The 15,220-nt window shown below is 43.9% G+C and carries 16 protein-coding genes; 11 read left to right on the top strand and 5 right to left on the bottom strand.

All coding sequences use genetic code 11. The features are described 5' to 3' along the window. Positions 1 to 47: 47 nt before the first annotated feature. Both ACFQZS_RS18395 and ACFQZS_RS18390 read left to right on the top strand, forming a co-directional pair. Positions 48 to 503, top strand: a complete 456-nt coding sequence (locus ACFQZS_RS18395) for a hypothetical protein (protein WP_377102473.1) — start codon at positions 48 to 50, stop codon at positions 501 to 503. Positions 504 to 538: 35 nt separating this feature from the next. After that, positions 539 to 1,396 carry a hypothetical protein gene (locus tag ACFQZS_RS18390; protein WP_377102472.1) on the top strand — a complete coding sequence of 286 codons (858 nt, stop codon included), beginning with the start codon at positions 539 to 541 and terminating at the stop codon, positions 1,394 to 1,396. A 140-nt stretch (positions 1,397 to 1,536) separates the two neighbouring features. Here ACFQZS_RS18390 and rmuC read toward each other — a convergent pair whose 3' ends face one another. From rmuC to ACFQZS_RS18370, 4 genes are all read right to left on the bottom strand, one after another. Beyond that, positions 1,537 to 2,919, bottom strand: a complete 1,383-nt coding sequence (rmuC, locus tag ACFQZS_RS18385; RefSeq protein WP_377102471.1) for a DNA recombination protein RmuC — start codon at positions 2,917 to 2,919, stop codon at positions 1,537 to 1,539. 200 nt (positions 2,920 to 3,119) lie between these two features. Beyond that, positions 3,120 to 3,593 carry a gliding motility lipoprotein GldH gene (locus ACFQZS_RS18380; protein WP_377102470.1) on the bottom strand — a complete coding sequence of 158 codons (474 nt, stop codon included), beginning with the start codon at positions 3,591 to 3,593 and terminating at the stop codon, positions 3,120 to 3,122. Positions 3,594 to 3,598: 5 nt separating this feature from the next. Beyond that, positions 3,599 to 5,038: a regulatory iron-sulfur-containing complex subunit RicT gene (gene ricT / locus ACFQZS_RS18375; protein ID WP_377102469.1), complete on the bottom strand. Its 1,440-nt coding sequence runs from the start codon at positions 5,036 to 5,038 to the stop codon at positions 3,599 to 3,601. A 1-nt stretch (position 5,039) separates the two neighbouring features. Then, entirely contained in the window at positions 5,040 to 6,185 is a 1,146-nt protein-coding gene (locus ACFQZS_RS18370) for a DNA polymerase III subunit (protein WP_377102467.1), read from the bottom strand. A 209-nt stretch (positions 6,186 to 6,394) separates the two neighbouring features. On the opposite strand from ACFQZS_RS18370, the gene ruvX reads away from it, so the two are divergent. The 7 genes from ruvX to ACFQZS_RS18335 all read left to right on the top strand — a co-directional run bounded on the left by ruvX (position 6,395) and on the right by ACFQZS_RS18335 (position 11,629). Next, complete coding sequence (gene ruvX / locus ACFQZS_RS18365; protein WP_377102466.1) at positions 6,395 to 6,805, top strand: Holliday junction resolvase RuvX; 411 nt, start codon at positions 6,395 to 6,397, stop codon at positions 6,803 to 6,805. Positions 6,806 to 6,822: 17 nt separating this feature from the next. Beyond that, positions 6,823 to 7,641 carry a maleylpyruvate isomerase N-terminal domain-containing protein gene (locus ACFQZS_RS18360; protein ID WP_377102465.1) on the top strand — a complete coding sequence of 273 codons (819 nt, stop codon included), beginning with the start codon at positions 6,823 to 6,825 and terminating at the stop codon, positions 7,639 to 7,641. Positions 7,642 to 7,650: 9 nt separating this feature from the next. Next, the gene (locus ACFQZS_RS18355; RefSeq protein WP_377102464.1) at positions 7,651 to 8,301 is read left to right on the top strand and encodes an O-methyltransferase; all 651 of its coding nucleotides are present in this window, start codon (positions 7,651 to 7,653) and stop codon (positions 8,299 to 8,301) included. Between the two features lie 3 nt (positions 8,302 to 8,304). After that, positions 8,305 to 8,871: a glucosaminidase domain-containing protein gene (locus ACFQZS_RS18350; protein WP_377102463.1), complete on the top strand. Its 567-nt coding sequence runs from the start codon at positions 8,305 to 8,307 to the stop codon at positions 8,869 to 8,871. 15 nt (positions 8,872 to 8,886) lie between these two features. Further along, positions 8,887 to 9,735: a glucosaminidase domain-containing protein gene (locus ACFQZS_RS18345; protein WP_377102462.1), complete on the top strand. Its 849-nt coding sequence runs from the start codon at positions 8,887 to 8,889 to the stop codon at positions 9,733 to 9,735. A 64-nt stretch (positions 9,736 to 9,799) separates the two neighbouring features. Continuing rightward, positions 9,800 to 10,537, top strand: coding sequence for a hypothetical protein (locus ACFQZS_RS18340; protein ID WP_377102460.1), 738 nt, complete (start codon positions 9,800 to 9,802; stop codon positions 10,535 to 10,537). A 105-nt stretch (positions 10,538 to 10,642) separates the two neighbouring features. Then, positions 10,643 to 11,629, top strand: a complete 987-nt coding sequence (locus ACFQZS_RS18335; protein ID WP_377102459.1) for a DUF3078 domain-containing protein — start codon at positions 10,643 to 10,645, stop codon at positions 11,627 to 11,629. Positions 11,630 to 11,631: 2 nt separating this feature from the next. Here ACFQZS_RS18335 and ACFQZS_RS18330 read toward each other — a convergent pair whose 3' ends face one another. Further along, positions 11,632 to 12,822, bottom strand: coding sequence for a redoxin domain-containing protein (locus ACFQZS_RS18330; RefSeq protein ID WP_377102458.1), 1,191 nt, complete (start codon positions 12,820 to 12,822; stop codon positions 11,632 to 11,634). 125 nt (positions 12,823 to 12,947) lie between these two features. On the opposite strand from ACFQZS_RS18330, the gene ACFQZS_RS18325 reads away from it, so the two are divergent. After that, positions 12,948 to 14,453 carry a sensor histidine kinase gene (locus tag ACFQZS_RS18325; RefSeq protein ID WP_377102457.1) on the top strand — a complete coding sequence of 502 codons (1,506 nt, stop codon included), beginning with the start codon at positions 12,948 to 12,950 and terminating at the stop codon, positions 14,451 to 14,453. Continuing rightward, positions 14,450 to 15,136: a response regulator transcription factor gene (locus ACFQZS_RS18320; RefSeq protein WP_377102456.1), complete on the top strand. Its 687-nt coding sequence runs from the start codon at positions 14,450 to 14,452 to the stop codon at positions 15,134 to 15,136. Before ACFQZS_RS18325 ends, ACFQZS_RS18320 begins: the two co-directional genes overlap by 4 nt. Positions 15,137 to 15,220 lie beyond the last annotated feature (84 nt).

The following is a 15,220-nucleotide window of genomic DNA, read 5'->3' as shown; positions in this document are numbered from 1 at the left end:
GATGTAACATTTAGTGTGCGCACCTATCTAACAATAAATTAAAAGCGATGAAAAAAATTGTACTCTTAGCGTTTGTTGCTATCGCGATGGCGTCGTGCTCTGAAAATTACTCTAATGGCGAGCGCATTGGCGTTATTACGCAATTTTCAAATACCGGCTTGTGGTGGAAATCATGGGAAGGCCACCTGAATGTTACCCAAACCGGGATGAACAGCAGCGTGCCATTTGATTTTTCTATAGATAATAATAAACCCAGCCCAATAGTTATAAAGCAGTTGGACAGCGCAGCGCAATATGGCTGGAAGGTTAAACTGGTATACCACGAGGCTAAGGGAAAAAACTGGTTTAACAATCGTGGCGAAACTAACCATTTTGTTGACAAGGTAGAGGTGCTTGATAAGAATATGGCCTCACTGTTCGGCAGTCAAAACACACGTGCAGGGCGCGTGGTAGATACTATCTACGTGGTAATAGATAAAAGCCAGCTGAAGAACCACAAATAAATAACCCTAACACATAAAATCATCAAAACCCTATCATGAAAAAAGCATTAGTATTGGGCATAATTTGCCTGGCCGCGCAAACCGTATTTGCACAGCAAACCTTAAAACTGAGTGTGAAATATTTGCCGATGCAAAACTATGCCACCACCTACAAAATGGACATGGATATGAAAATGAGCATTGGCGACGAGGCAACAGCACAAGCATTGAAAGCGGCGGGCCAGCCATCAAACATGGTGATGAAAATGAACATGGCCATGGCAGTAGATATGGCCACCCAGGCCATTAACGCGAAAAAAGAGGTTCCGTTTACCGCAACGTACACCGACTTTGCCATGAACGGCAGCATGAACGGACAAGCATTGCCTTTGCCGCAAACCAGCATTAAAGGCATTGGTTTTCTGGGGCATTACTCCAACGATACAAAGAAATTAGCGGTAGATGGCATTAAGGGAGATACAACAAACGCGGCAGCTAAAGCTTCGGCACAGGAACAGCTTTCACAGATCTTTAATCAGTACAGCTTTCCGGAGGCAACATTAAAAGTTGGCGAGAGTTTTGAACAGAATATGCCGATAAGCCTTCCGGTTGGTGCGGGAAGCACCGAGGTAATGACCAAAATAAAATATACGCTGAAAGAGATCAAGGCAAATGAAGCCATTTTTGACTTGAACCAGGTATTGGATATGACAATGGATCTTCCTCAGAATGCAGGCAAAATGACCATGAACGGCACCGGAAAAGGCAGTATGATTTATAACATTGCCGCAGCGTTTCCGGTTCGGTTTGCTATTGATATGGATTTTGGTTTTAAAATGAATACCGCAGGCACGCCAATATCAGGAAATATGAAAGGCGTTTCGCTTACCGAAGTAAAGGTGACGAAGAAGTAAACAAATCATCAATAATACCTATTGTCATTCTGAACGTAGTGAAGAATCTTATAAGCTATCCAGGTCGCACGCTTAGCATAGTTTGATGGGATTCTGAACGCAGTGAAGAATGACAACTTTAATATTCCCCCTTCAGGGGGTTAGGGGGCTGGTTCTTCCTCATCCCCAATATACTTTTGGTCTATCTGCTTATTGGCCTTAGCGCCTAAACTGCGTATCTTCTCTGCCGTGCGGGTAAGGTTGCCAGCACCATCGGTTAGTTTGTTAAGAGCGCTGTCATACGCGCTCTGGCTTTGCTTAATGTTTTTGCCGATGCTTTCCATGTCGGTAACAAAGCCAACAAACTTATCATACATGCTGCCGCTTAGGCGGGCAATTTCCAGCACGTTTTTGTTTTGGCGCTCCTGTTTCCACATGCTGGCAATGGTGCGCAGCGTAGCCAATAAGGTTGACGGGCTAACTATAACCACCCGCTTATCCCAGGCATCGCTAAACAGTTCGGCATCTAACTGAACGGCAAAACTGAACGATGATTCTATCGGCACAAACAGCAAAACAAAATCGGGCGAGTTGATCTGGTACAGGTCATGATAGTTTTTGGTTGACAGGTTATGCACATGCCCGCGTATAGACTCTACATGCGCCTTTGAGAACAACTTTCTATCCTCTTCGGTCTCGCAATTCACCAAACGTTCATAAGCTATCAGGGATACCTTAGAGTCGATTATGAGGTGTTTATTATCCGGAAGGTCAATTATAGCGTCGGGCTGCAGGCGGCTGCCGTCAAGGCCGGTTATACTCGCCTGTAAGCGGTATTCCTGATCCCTTACCAGGCCGGAGCGCTCCAACACTTTCTCCAATATCACCTCGCCCCAGTTACCCTGCTTTTTATTGTCTCCTTTAAGTGCTTTGGTCAGGTTGCTGGCTTCGTCGCTAATCTGCTTGTTCAGTTCCATTAGCTGGGTTATTACCCCTTTCATGGTGTTGCGTTCCGCAGCTTCCATATTGTACACCTTGTCTACCTTATCTTCAAACGCTTTAAGGTTTTCTTTAAGCGGATTAAGGATGGTATCCAGGTTATTGCGGTTTACATCAATAAACTCTTTTGATTTTTCTTTAAGCAGCTTCTCGGCAACATTCTCAAACTCTTTTTGAAAGTTTGCGCGGATCTGCTCTACCTCTGCCTTTTGCTCCTGGATCTTTTCCTGTTGAGATTTATAATAGGAACGTGCGCTTTCAAGGGATTGATTAGCCTGGTCCAGGCTGGTGCGAACGGTTAATAGTTCATCCAATAGGCGCTCTTTTTCTTCTTTCAAAAGCTGCGTAATGCTCTCTTTTTCGGCAACCACGCCAACTGCTTTTTGCTCGGCTATGGCCAGGGATATTTTTAGCTGGTCGGCTTCGGCTTTAATGCGCGCAATTTCTTCTTCAGAAATACTTGCTATGGCTTTCGGTCGCTTTAAAAACAAAACCACCGCCACAACCAATAAAACAAGCGAAACAATTAGTACAACCAGATCCATTTTGATAAAAATATTAGCAAAACGAAGGTAGGAAAAATTTGATGATGTGCGAATGTGAAGATATGTAAATGTGCAGATGAGAGGGAGCTTAATACCGACATTTTTATTTGAACATCAGCATAGGGCGCAAATGCCACTAACTATATATTGTTATATGCTGATATCTTATGGGACATCCTCACATTTGCATATCTGCACATCTACCTGGCTTGTTCTACCCTCAAACCCACGTCGCTTACCTCGTGTAGCGGATTATCGCGCATGTTCTGCTCTATGCTGATATGATAGGTGCCGGGTGCCGGGAATTTATAATTTGATTTAAAGGGTATGCGAAAGCTGTACAGATTGCCGGAGCCCTTACCCAGCCATTGCCCATCCGGCCGGGCAAGTTTTAATTCATAACGCGCCGCCGGTTTTTTCTTAACCGGATCGCTGATCAAAACAAATAGGTTAGAATATTTATAATCGCCTGTTACCCGCAGGTTGATATAAAAATTATACCCGGCATTAACATCGTCTATTTTAAAATTATAGCCAACGTGGTTGTTATACGGCCATACCTTGTTTGGCAGGGCCATGTTATCGTCAATTACAGCGCCGGGGTCAGAACAGCTATTAAAAGCAAAAAGCAAACAACTAACCAACAAATAATAAAGCAGGCGCGCGTTTTTCATTGCAATTATTGGGGTTGTTCGCCCCTGTTATTGTTGTTATTATTATTGGGGCGATTGTTGTTACGCCTGTTTTTATTCCGGTTTCTGTTGGGGTTACCGCCACCTTCGGGGCGCGGGCCTTGTTCCGGGCGAGCACCGCCCTCTGGTTTTGCACCCTGCTCCGGCCGCGGACCTCGCTCCGGTCTTGGGCCACGCTCTGGTCGAGGGCCCTGGTCTGGCCTTGGTCCTTGCTGCGGCCTTGCTTCCCTTGGTCTATCGGCAGATGCCTGCGAAGCTTGGGTTTGCGTATCATCGCCGGTGTTGCCCGGCCTGTTTTTATTCTTGTTTTTGTTACGGTTTTTCTTTTTGCGATTGCGCTCATCAAGGCGGGTTAGGCTATCCTGTCCAACCACGTTCTCGTAATCAAGCACCTTAGGCGGAGCAACAGCCTGTTCCTGAACAATGTTAAGATCGTCCGGCAAAACGCCATCACGATTCATCTGCTGGATCTCTTTAACGCGCGAAAGCGAGAGAGGAATCCATGATTCTTCGCGCAGGTAGCTAAACCACATCAGCTTTTTAAAAATATCGGTCTTTTGCAGTCGCGCGTCTCCCTTAACCGTTTTAAGGATATTCACATTATCTGGGATGTGTTTTAGCGCATCCATGTAAGTATCCAGCTCATAGTTAAGGCAGCATTTTAACTTACCGCATTGGCCCGCAAGCTTTAAGGTGTTTAACGAAAGGTTTTGATAGCGTGCTGCCGATGTTGAAACCGTTTTAAAATCGGTTAACCAGGTAGAGCAACACAACTCGCGCCCGCATGAGCCTATGCCGCCTAAGCGACTGGCTTCCTGGCGCATGCCTATCTGCCGCATTTCTATCCGGATGCGGAAGGTTTCGGCCATTTTTTTGATCAGCTCCCTAAAATCCACACGGCCTTCCGCAGTGTAATAAAAGGTAGCCTTTGTTTTATCGGCCTGATAATCTACGTCGCTCAGCTTCATGCTCAGGTTAAGCGCAAGCGCCAGTTTGCGGGCACTGTGCATGGTTTCCCACTCCAGGTCCTTGGCGGCCTTCCACTTATCTACATCGGTTGGTGTAGCCCTGCGGTATATTTTCTTTAGTACATCCTCTTCCTTAACGCGGCGCTTAACCATCTGCATGCGCACCAGTTCGCCGGTTATTGATATGTGCCCGATGTCGTATCCGCCGGTAGCGGCTTCAACTACAACCAGGTCGCCGTTTTCAAGGTAAACGTTGTCGGGATTTTGGTAAAACTCCTTACGCGACCCCTTAAACTTTACCTCTATTATAGAAAAAGGTTTATAATTAACAGGCATGTCCATGTGCGACAGCCAATCGTAAACGTCTAATTTACTGCATCCGTTAGTAAGGCACGAGCCATTACTTTTGCAACCCGCGGGCGTACAACCGCCTCCGGTTGAGCAACTTCCACATCCCATATTATCTTGATATATATTGATCCCCCTGTGGGGTAGGTTTTAATTTTAAAAATCCAACAATTTGTAAAGATACATCTAAAAACATAATTTTCGGGTTAGCATTTCTTTCCACATGATAATGGGCCTTTTCCAGCTCGGCCGTTATGGCGCTAATGGACTGCAAATGCAGTATTGCCGCCATTTTCTGCGCAGTTTCTAATTCGGCAGCGGGTAAGCGCACCAGTTCGCCCGCGCCGGCCAGCAACAGGCCGCATTCCCTTAAAAAACTAATGCCGTAGCGTATAAAATTCTTTTGGTTCTCCCGCCCCATTTTTGAAAGCTGATCAACAAAGCCCACTACCTCAATTCCTTTATTGCCAAAGCAAAGCCGCAGCCATTGCACAAAAAGCGGATGATAGCTTTTGCTGCCCTGTTGCAGCATAAATAAAGCCTCATTTAAGCTGCCATTGCACAGGTAAGCTATTTCTGCAGCGGCGTTTTCTGTTTGGTGATGCTCCTCAATCAAATGTTGTTTTATCTCTTCGTATGCTACCGGTGGGATCTTAATCAGTTGCGTACGCGAGAGAATGGTATTCAATATCTGATCCTGGTTTTGGGCCACCAAAAGGAACAAAGTGTTAGGTTGCGGCTCTTCAATAATTTTTAAAAGCGCGTTACCCTCTTTATCCAAATACTCAGGCAGCCATAAAATGAGCACTTTGTAATCAGACTCAAAGGGCTTTAAGCTCAATTTTTTTATTATCTGATGACATTCAGCGATGTTAATATTAGCCTGCTTGTTTTCGGCATCCAGGTAACCGCGCCAGTTGTCTAATCCTAAATAGGGATTGGCTAAAAAAGCATCCCGCCATTGCTCTATAAAAGTTACCGCGGTATCATCTTTGTGTTTGGCGAAGAATGGATAGGAGAAATGCAGATCGGGGTGCATCAGCTTCTGGTACTTGCGACACGACGAACATTCGCCACAGGAATCATTGTCGTGCTTATCTAAACAGCACAAATATTGGGCGTAGGCGACAGCCAAAGCCAAACTACCCGACCCCTCCGGCCCCAAAAACAACTGCGCGTGGCTAACCCGGTTCTCGTTTATTGAGTTTACCAAACGCTGCTTGATGGCTGCCTGCCCTACTATCTGTTTAAACTGCATTGGTGCAAAGTAATAATTTGATATGAGATGTGAGATAGGAGATGTGAGAATGCGTGGTTTTTTGACAAAATACGGAGGGTAGCTCACGCAGGCTCACAGGGCTCACATGGGTTCACCCGGCTCTGAGCCCCCCATTAGTACAATTACTGTATCTTTGCCAACATGAATGGATTAATTACTAATCTCCAATCACTAATCTCTGCGAAGCCATGAGAATAATGGCCTTTGATTACGGAACCAAACGGATAGGCATTGCCGTTACTGACCCGCTGCAGATAATAGCAACCGGGCTGGATAACATTCATCCGCTTAAAATAATAGAATACCTGCAGAAATACCTGCAAACTGAGCAGGTGGAACGTTTTATTGTTGGTGAACCCAAGCAAATGGACAACACGCCATCGCAATCTGCACAGCATGTAAAAGGCTTTGTTAATCTGTTAAAGAAAACCTTTCCACAAATCCCAATAGAGATGTTGGATGAGCGTTTTACCTCTAAAATGGCATCGGCAGTAATTGCCCAAAGCGGCATGGGTAAGAAAGCGCGGCAGAATAGAGAACTGGTGGATACCGTTTCGGCGGTGATATTACTACAGAGCTGGATGCAGCAGTATCGTTAATTTCTACTTTTGTATATATGATTGAGACGAGACACCTTTTCCCAATATTACATAATAAGCTGATTGAGCTCTTGCGGTCGCTCACCGAAGAAGAGTGGCACAAACCCACTATCGCCAGGCTTTGGACCGTTAAAGATATAGCAGCCCATTTGCTGGACGGGAATTTTAGAGCTATCGCATTGCAAAACAACTACAGCAGTAAACCCGATAGAGAGATCAACTCCTATCAGTATCTGGTTGCTTACCTTAATCATTTAAATGCTGAATGGGTAAGCGCCATGAAAAGGGTTGATCCGGATACGTTGATAAAATTAATGGACGATACGGGTAAGCAATACAATGATTATATAGCATCGCTTGACCCGAACGCGGAAGCTCCGTTTTCGGTAGCTTGGGCAGGTGAAGAGCGCTCAACCATGTGGTTCCACGTAGCAAGGGAGTACACAGAAAAATGGCATCATCAACAGCAGATAAGGGATGCTGTGGGTAAACAGGGCATTATGGATAGGGAACTTTTCTATCCGTGTATTGATACGTTTATGTACGGATTGCCGCACACCTATCGTAACACAACCGCACCAAAAGGAACAACAATTAAAATAACCATTACCACAGAAAGTGGTGGCGAGTGGTATTTAGTAAGTACAGGCAACGGCTGGCAGTTGAAGAAAGAAAACACTGAAGCCATATCGGCAACCGTTTTGCTCGACCCTGACACCGCCTGGAAGCTGTTTACCAAGGGCCTTAACCCGCAAGCGGCGGCTGGGCGCGTGCAATTAAGTGGAGATGTAGATTTGGCGGGGGTAGTATTAACAATGGTATCTGTTATGGCGTAAACATTTATAATGAACAACAAACTGGAAATATTACCTGACGACCTGCAAACTTACTTGGACACGCACTGTGAGCCGGAGCCGGAGGTGTTAAAGTACATCAACCGCGAAACGCACCTGAGGGTACTAAAACCCAATATGCTTACGGGCCACTACCAGGGCAGGGTATTGAGCATGGTCAGCAAAATGATTCGCCCCCGGCGCATTTTAGAGATAGGCACATTTACCGGTTATGCTACTATTTGCCTGGCGGAGGGCCTTGTTGAGGACGGCATTATCCATACGATTGAGGCTAATTTAGAAATGGAAGAAATGTTGCGAAAACATTTTTCGCTAACAGATGTTGGTAAAAAAATTAATCTCCATTTTGGCCCCGCAGCGCAAGTTATAGGCACAATTGATGAAGAAAAGTACGATTTAGTGTTTATTGATGCGGATAAAAAGAATAATTTTCTTTACTTTGAATTAATATTTGACAAAGTCAGATCTGGAGGACTAATAATAATTGATAATGTGTTGTGGAAAGGAAAGGTGTATGGCGCTGAAAATGACGCAGATACCCAAAGTTTCCGACAACTAAATGATCAGATAGCCGCCGACCCGAGAGTTGAAAAACTGATACTCCCGGTGCGTGATGGGTTGCTGGTCATCCAAAAAAAGTAAATTATGAAGAAAACCTTACTGATTGCCACGTTGGTCATCTGTAGTTTTGCAGCAAACGCGCAAACACAAAAAAATACTTCACAATCTTATATCGAACAATTCAAAGATAATGCCATAAGTATTATGCGCGAAACAGGCATCCCTGCCAGCATAATATTAGGCATTGCCATGCACGAATCTGGTAATGGAAACAGTTCAGTTGCCAAAAATCTGAACAATCAGTTCGGTTTTAAGAGCAATAGCGGTTCTGTTTACTATAAAAACAAGAAGAAAGTACGCTCATCATACAAAAAGTACGATTCTATTCTGGAATCATTTGCAGATTTTGCCCGGGTTATTACACAGCGTCGCGATCGCGGTGCTATATCATCAGAACTTACTGAAACCCAGTACGAGAAATGGGTTAAAGGCATTCAGCGCAGCGGTTATGCCAGCAGCAAAAAGTGGAGCGCCCAGGTTTTAGCCATCATTAGAAAATACGAGCTTAACACCCTTGACAAGGAACCTGCAAAACCGGCACCATTGCAAATGGCACAATATGAAACTGCCATTACAACCGGGAAAAAGTAATAGTATTTAGCCGCAATGATATTTAAACGGCGCGTTTTTCATCATTCCATTTTTTTATTGTCAATTGCCTTTTTGGCCTCGTGTTCTGCGCACAAAAGCGTTATTTCAAACAGCCAGGCCCGTAAGAACAACAGTGCTATTGAGCGCTCTAATAAGGATGCCATAAGCAACTACGTTCCTTTCACGGTAACATCATACATTGAGCGTTTTAAGAAGATAGCCATTAAAGAAATGGATCTTTATGGCATCCCCGCAAGCATTACGCTTGCACAAGGGCTATTTGAGTCGGGCAATGGCAATAGCGATCTGGCTAAAATAGCCAACAACCATTTCGGTATTAAATGCACAACAGACTGGAATGGTAAAAGCTACTACAAGAACGATGATCAGGATAATGACTGTTTCAGGGTATATAACAATCCTGAAGATTCCTATCGGGATCACTCCGAGTTTTTAAAGCGCAAGCGCTACGCCCCTCTTTTTGAATTGGATAAGAACGACTACCGCGGTTGGGCCAGCGGCCTTAAGCAAGCCGGCTATGCCACCAACCCCAAATATCCGGAATTGCTGATCGGTGTAATTGAGCGATATCATCTTGACCAATACGATAAGGCGGAGGGCGAGATACAGAAGATAAAACGCGAGGACAGGGTTTTAGCCGAGATAAATAAGAATATCGGCACAGAAAATAAAGACTCAATTATTCAGAATACCCCAACCGAAAAGTTACACACCGTTGTAACCGGCGATACACTATATAATATTTCAAAACGTTTTGGCCTTAGTGTAGATGAGCTTAAGGCATTGAACAACATGGCCGATAACAACATTAAACTGGGCCAAAAGTTAATTGTTGTTAAATAGCATCCTGTTAATTATTGTTAAATGTATCATCAAAACTAAACAAACATTTAGCTTTGGCTCTGTAATGAAACGGCTGTTACTGTTTATATTATTTACTACCGCGTGCCTGCAAACCTTTGCTCAGCAAAAGTTTACAGAGGGCCTGGTTTTTGATGCCGTAACAAAAGACCGGATAGCCGTTGTTAACATTGTAAACCTACGAACAGGCGAAAGCATGTATAATAACCTGAACGGTGTATTTAAAGTAAAATCAGAGCCGGGCGACCTGCTGGTTTTTAGCAAAGCAGATTATTTTAATGACACGGTACGCGTTTCAAACGATATGGCAAAAGTTGTTTATTTAAGCCGTGCCGGCATAGCACTTAAAGAAGTGAATATTTATGGCGCATTGGCTACACCAAGATCAATTATGGATAAAAACCGGTCGCTTTACAGTAAGGCTTATGGCTCGCTGGCCAATAAGGATCTGCTGAGTTTTAGCGGAGGCAGCGTTGGTTTAAGTATTGATGCGCTTTACAACGCTTTTAGTAAAGAGGGGCGTAACGCTAAACACCTGCGCGATGTACTGGATGCCGATTATAAGCAAAACACGATAGATTATCGCTTCAGCAGAGCTTTTGTAGGCCGGGTAACAGGGCTGCAAGGAGGAAAGCTGGATGACTTTATGAAGAAATACCGCCCCGGATATTATTTTATTACGTATGCCAGCGAGTATGAACTGATAGCATCCATAAGGGCTAACTTAAAACGATACCAGCGCAATCCCCTGGCATTTGAGCTGCCGTCGCTGGAGCCGCTTTAGTAAAAGCAAGGCCCGATTTAACGTAAACATAGGTTAAACGCGAAAAAAAACCTTTATTTGTGGGTGATGTCAGGAAAACTATTCCACCTACTTTTTTGTGGATGCATGCTGTTATTTGCGGCCGCGTCTGCACAAAATCCGGACACGGCCCGGAGCAATAACAGCACAATTGATACCGCATTGTTAAACAGGTATCGTATTGCGCCGAGGCGTAATGCCATCCCGGTGAGAACGCGGCTTCCGCAGATAAGGCCTGTGGCTATACCTGTTGTAATGCCCGATTATGAGCTTAATTATTGGCGTAAATCTATTACCATTGGCGTAAACTTTAGCCAGTCGGCATTTACAAGTAATTATAGCGCAGGGGGTGTAAGTGCAATTGCCCTTAACTCCAACTTTATATACCGCACAGAGTATAAAAAAGATCCGTTCAATTACACGGCAGAAATCAATTTTTTATATGGCATTTCAAAAAACAAGGGCCAGGGGTCGCGCAAAACCAACGACCGAATCTTTATCGACAATAAAATAGCTACCAAACTATCAGAACATTGGTTCTTTTTCGGGGCCTTGAGTTTTGAGTCGCAGTTTGACAGGGGTTACCAGTATACCAACAGTGCAGGGCAGGTGTTAGATAAACCGTTGTTACTGTCAAACTTTATGGCTCCCGGCTATTTTACAGAATCAATAGGTTTTGAGTTTAAGCCCGAAAAGTGGTTCTCTATGCGCTTTGGTACCGGTACCGCCCGGCAAACATTTGTGTTGAATACGGATATTTATCGCAACAATCCGGCTAATTACGGGGTGCCTATTGGTAAGACCTTTAAGAACGACCTTGCATTTCAGGTAGTTACTCAGTTGGATAAAGACATTTTTACCAACGTGCACCTCAATGCCAGGTACGCCTTGTTTATACCCTACGAAAAACGAATTGATTTTATAACCCACCGTGTTGACGCCCTGTTAACCGCCAAGATCAATAAACTGATGAGCCTGACCATTAACGGCACGTTTTTGTACGATAAAACTACATCAAACCAGGTGCAGGGTACCGAGGGAATGGCGCTGGGCATCATTTACAGGTTCCCGTAAAACTATTTATAAAAAACCAGCACCTTCATTTTACGTTCCGCTTTTTCAAGGGAAAGGCCAAGGTCTGTTACTGATTTGACGATATTATCAAGCGTACGTATGTCAACGGTTGTCTTTATATCATAGCGCCCATCTAAACCCGTTTCATCAACTACAGGCCGGTCCAGCTCATTGTTTAAATACTTATCAGCAAACATCCCAAATGTAACCCCGGTGCCGTCAAACCCGCGCCCGCTAAAGGCTGGAGAAGGGATTTTTGATTGCGATAACTTGGGCTTAAATTCTGCGAAGCTTTTTTTAAGCACATAAACCGGCATCATTTGTTCAATAATTTTAGCTTTTATGGGCAGCAGGGCCAGTAGTTTCTTTTGCATAATGCTGTACAGACTATCTGCTTCTTCTGGCTTGACCAAAAGGTCAAAGCAATATAACGATGCCTTATTGTTGAAATCGCAAGCCTCTTTTTCATCCAGTTCATATCTTATCTGCTTAGGCGAGTTTATAGCAAAAGCATCTTTATAAAGGATATCTGAACAAACATTATAATAGCTTACCCTGCGCGAAAGGGGAGAATGAAATCCCCGGCTTCGTTCTCCTTTCATATAACCGCGCAGGGTTACGCTTTCCGTCATAGTGCTGTCCACCCCAAAAGCATCTTTTATGTTTGATACGGGTAGCTCCTTTGTTTCTGCATCTGAGCGGATTTTTTTTCCTGCCAGCAGCGCGTTTATCATTTGCTGATTGATAGCATGCGTTTTTACCAATGCTACCACCTGGTGTTTGCTGTTAACAATGGCGCTTTGCCCCACAGACGAAAGCCCAAAAGCACGGTATAAAAAAACACCGGTATCACTCGCCAGCCATATAGCCGATGGTTTCGTAGCCAGATATTTTTTTAGCCGGGCGGGCGAATCATCGGATATGGCTATAACCTGTAGGGTGCGCATATTGGCCTTCTGTAGTTTGGCCAATGCATCCATTTCGGGAATGCATGGGCTGCACCAGGTACCCCAAAAGTTAAGGATGTATAGTTTTGCCCCGTTTAAATTTTTAATATTAATTTTAGGGGAGGGGGCGTTAACTACAGGCCTGATGACCATATCCGGGAAAGTATCGCCGGTTTTAATAACCGGTAGCTGTGCAAATGCTGCAGATGTTATCAGCATTAAAAATAAAAGAAGGTTCTTTTTCATGTGAATTTATTTGATGGCTCAAAACTGGGAATATCAAAAATAAATAGGTGTTAACGGCTGGGTTAACTTAGGTTATATTATGTTAACGGGATAGGGCATTCAAACCGGAACATCTACATTTGGTTATGCAAAAAAATATCCGCTATGTAATTTTCGGGTGTGCCATAGCTTTGACCCTGGTATTGCTGTTGCAGTTTTATTGGATAACAAAGTACTACAAGGTAAACCAAAACGATTTTGAGAAAGAAGTGAACCTGGCTTTTGAAGATGCTTTAAAAAAAGAATTTAGCCTGCGTTGCGATACCATACAAGCGTTGATAGAACAGCGCCTTATGGATACCACCGAGTTTAAAATAAGCAGCGAATACAGCAACAGACACCAAAGGCTTATGTACACAATAAGTAACGCGCATAATTTGAAGGACAAATTTATATCATCATCATTCAGCTTTAATGGAATTTCTACACCGCTGTTGCCCGGAGATACTGTTTTGAAACGAATGATAGCGCGTAAGTTTGCTTACAATATGCGCACTGAAGATCTGGAAAACCATATGGTTTATTATCGCACGCAAAACCTGGGTAATTTTGTAGATAGCAGTGTAAAAAAATATGATTTTGACACAAGCCGTTTAAGGCCGGTGCTTAACCGTTACCTGGCTGAAAGGAATATCCGCGTTCCGTATAAATTTTATTTTCGCAGGCAAGACAGTACATTAAACCGTGGTTTTAATAGTAAGCAAACAACAGCCTATCCCATTATCACTAAGGCGTATCCAACGTATACGCAAAAGCCGGGGCAGCAGTATGTAAGAGCAATGTTTACAAACCCCTTCAGTTACGTTGTTTCACGGATGGGGTTAATATTTGCAGCCTCGCTGATCATCATTGGCGTTGTTGCCTTTAGTTTGATAGGCCTGATGCGGATGCTGATAAAAGAGAAGCGCTTGTCTGCAATAAAAAATGATTTCATTAGCAACATTACGCACGAATTTAAAACCCCGATAGCGACGGCATCAGCGGCAATTGAGGCGTTAACCAATTTTGATGTGCTGAAGGATGCAGATAAAACACAACGGTACTTGTCGCACTCAAAAAATGAGTTAGCAAAACTCTCACTATTGGTTGATAAAGTGCTAAGCAGCTCGTTATATGATAGCAAGCAGTTTGATATAAAGCCGGAAAACATTGACGCGGACGACGCCATCCAAAAAATAATGGAACAGTTTGCGGCCCAGCCGGGCAAAACAGTTAGCTGGACCTATAACAATAATGCGGGCACAAGTAACATACAAGCCGACAAGCTATATTTTGAGCACGCCATAAACAACGTAATTGATAACGCTGTTAAATATGCCGGCAATGATGTTACCATTAATATTCAAACCCACCTTAAAAACAATTTTTGGTTGTTGACGATAACAGATAATGGCATAGGCATAGAAGCCAACAACCTGCCCTTGGTATTTGAAAAATTTTACAGGGTGCCGTCAGGCAACAAGCACCTGGTGAAGGGGCACGGATTAGGGCTTAGCTATGTTAAAAATATTATTGAGCGGCACGGCGGCTGGTGCAGTATAGCCAGCATGCCCGGCAAAGGCACCACCTTAACTTTAGCATGGCCGGTATGAGCATTCAAAAGGTTTTATTAATAGAGGATGAACCGGTGCTTGCCGAAATTGTGTTGGAGAGTTTACAGTCGCGCGGGTTTAGTGTGTTACATGCGGCTACCCTGGCAGAAGGGCTTAAGCGCTACTATGACGAGAGCCCGGCAATAATTGTGCTGGATGTAATGCTACCGGATGGCAGCGGCTTTGACTTGGCCCGGCAGATACGGAATTTAGATACAGAACTGCCTATTATTTTCCTTACATCAAAATCATTACCGCAGGATGTGGTGGATGGGTTTGAAAGCGGCGGCAACGATTATTTAAAAAAGCCGTTTAGTTTAGAAGAACTTATTGTACGCATAAGGGCATTATTAAGCAAGGGGCGCTTGATAATTAAGCAGCCGGATGCTAATAACATTGCGCTGGGTCAGTTTTCTTTTAAATACCCAAAAGGGGTGTTGCAAATGATGGGTAACGAAAAGATTTTAACCACCCGCGAAGCCGAGATACTGCATATGCTTATTTTAAACAGTAATCGTGTATTAAGCCGTAACGAATTATTGATTACCCTATGGGGTAACGACGACTATTTTAGCGGGCGAAGCCTGGACGTTTTCATTACAAAATTAAGACACTATTTAAAGGCAGACCCATCTGTAAACATACTTAACATACGCGGACAAGGGTACAAGCTGATCTGCTGACCTCAGCAGCGCGATATATTAATACCAAGTATAAAAAAGCGGACCTTTTTTTTGCGGGTTGGGGTAAGCGTAATATTAGGTGTA

Origin of the sequence: Mucilaginibacter calamicampi (assembly GCF_042676765.1) — a bacterium.
GTDB classification, from domain to species: domain Bacteria; phylum Bacteroidota; class Bacteroidia; order Sphingobacteriales; family Sphingobacteriaceae; genus Mucilaginibacter; species Mucilaginibacter calamicampi.
This window is presented reverse-complemented; position numbering and strand designations above follow the sequence as displayed.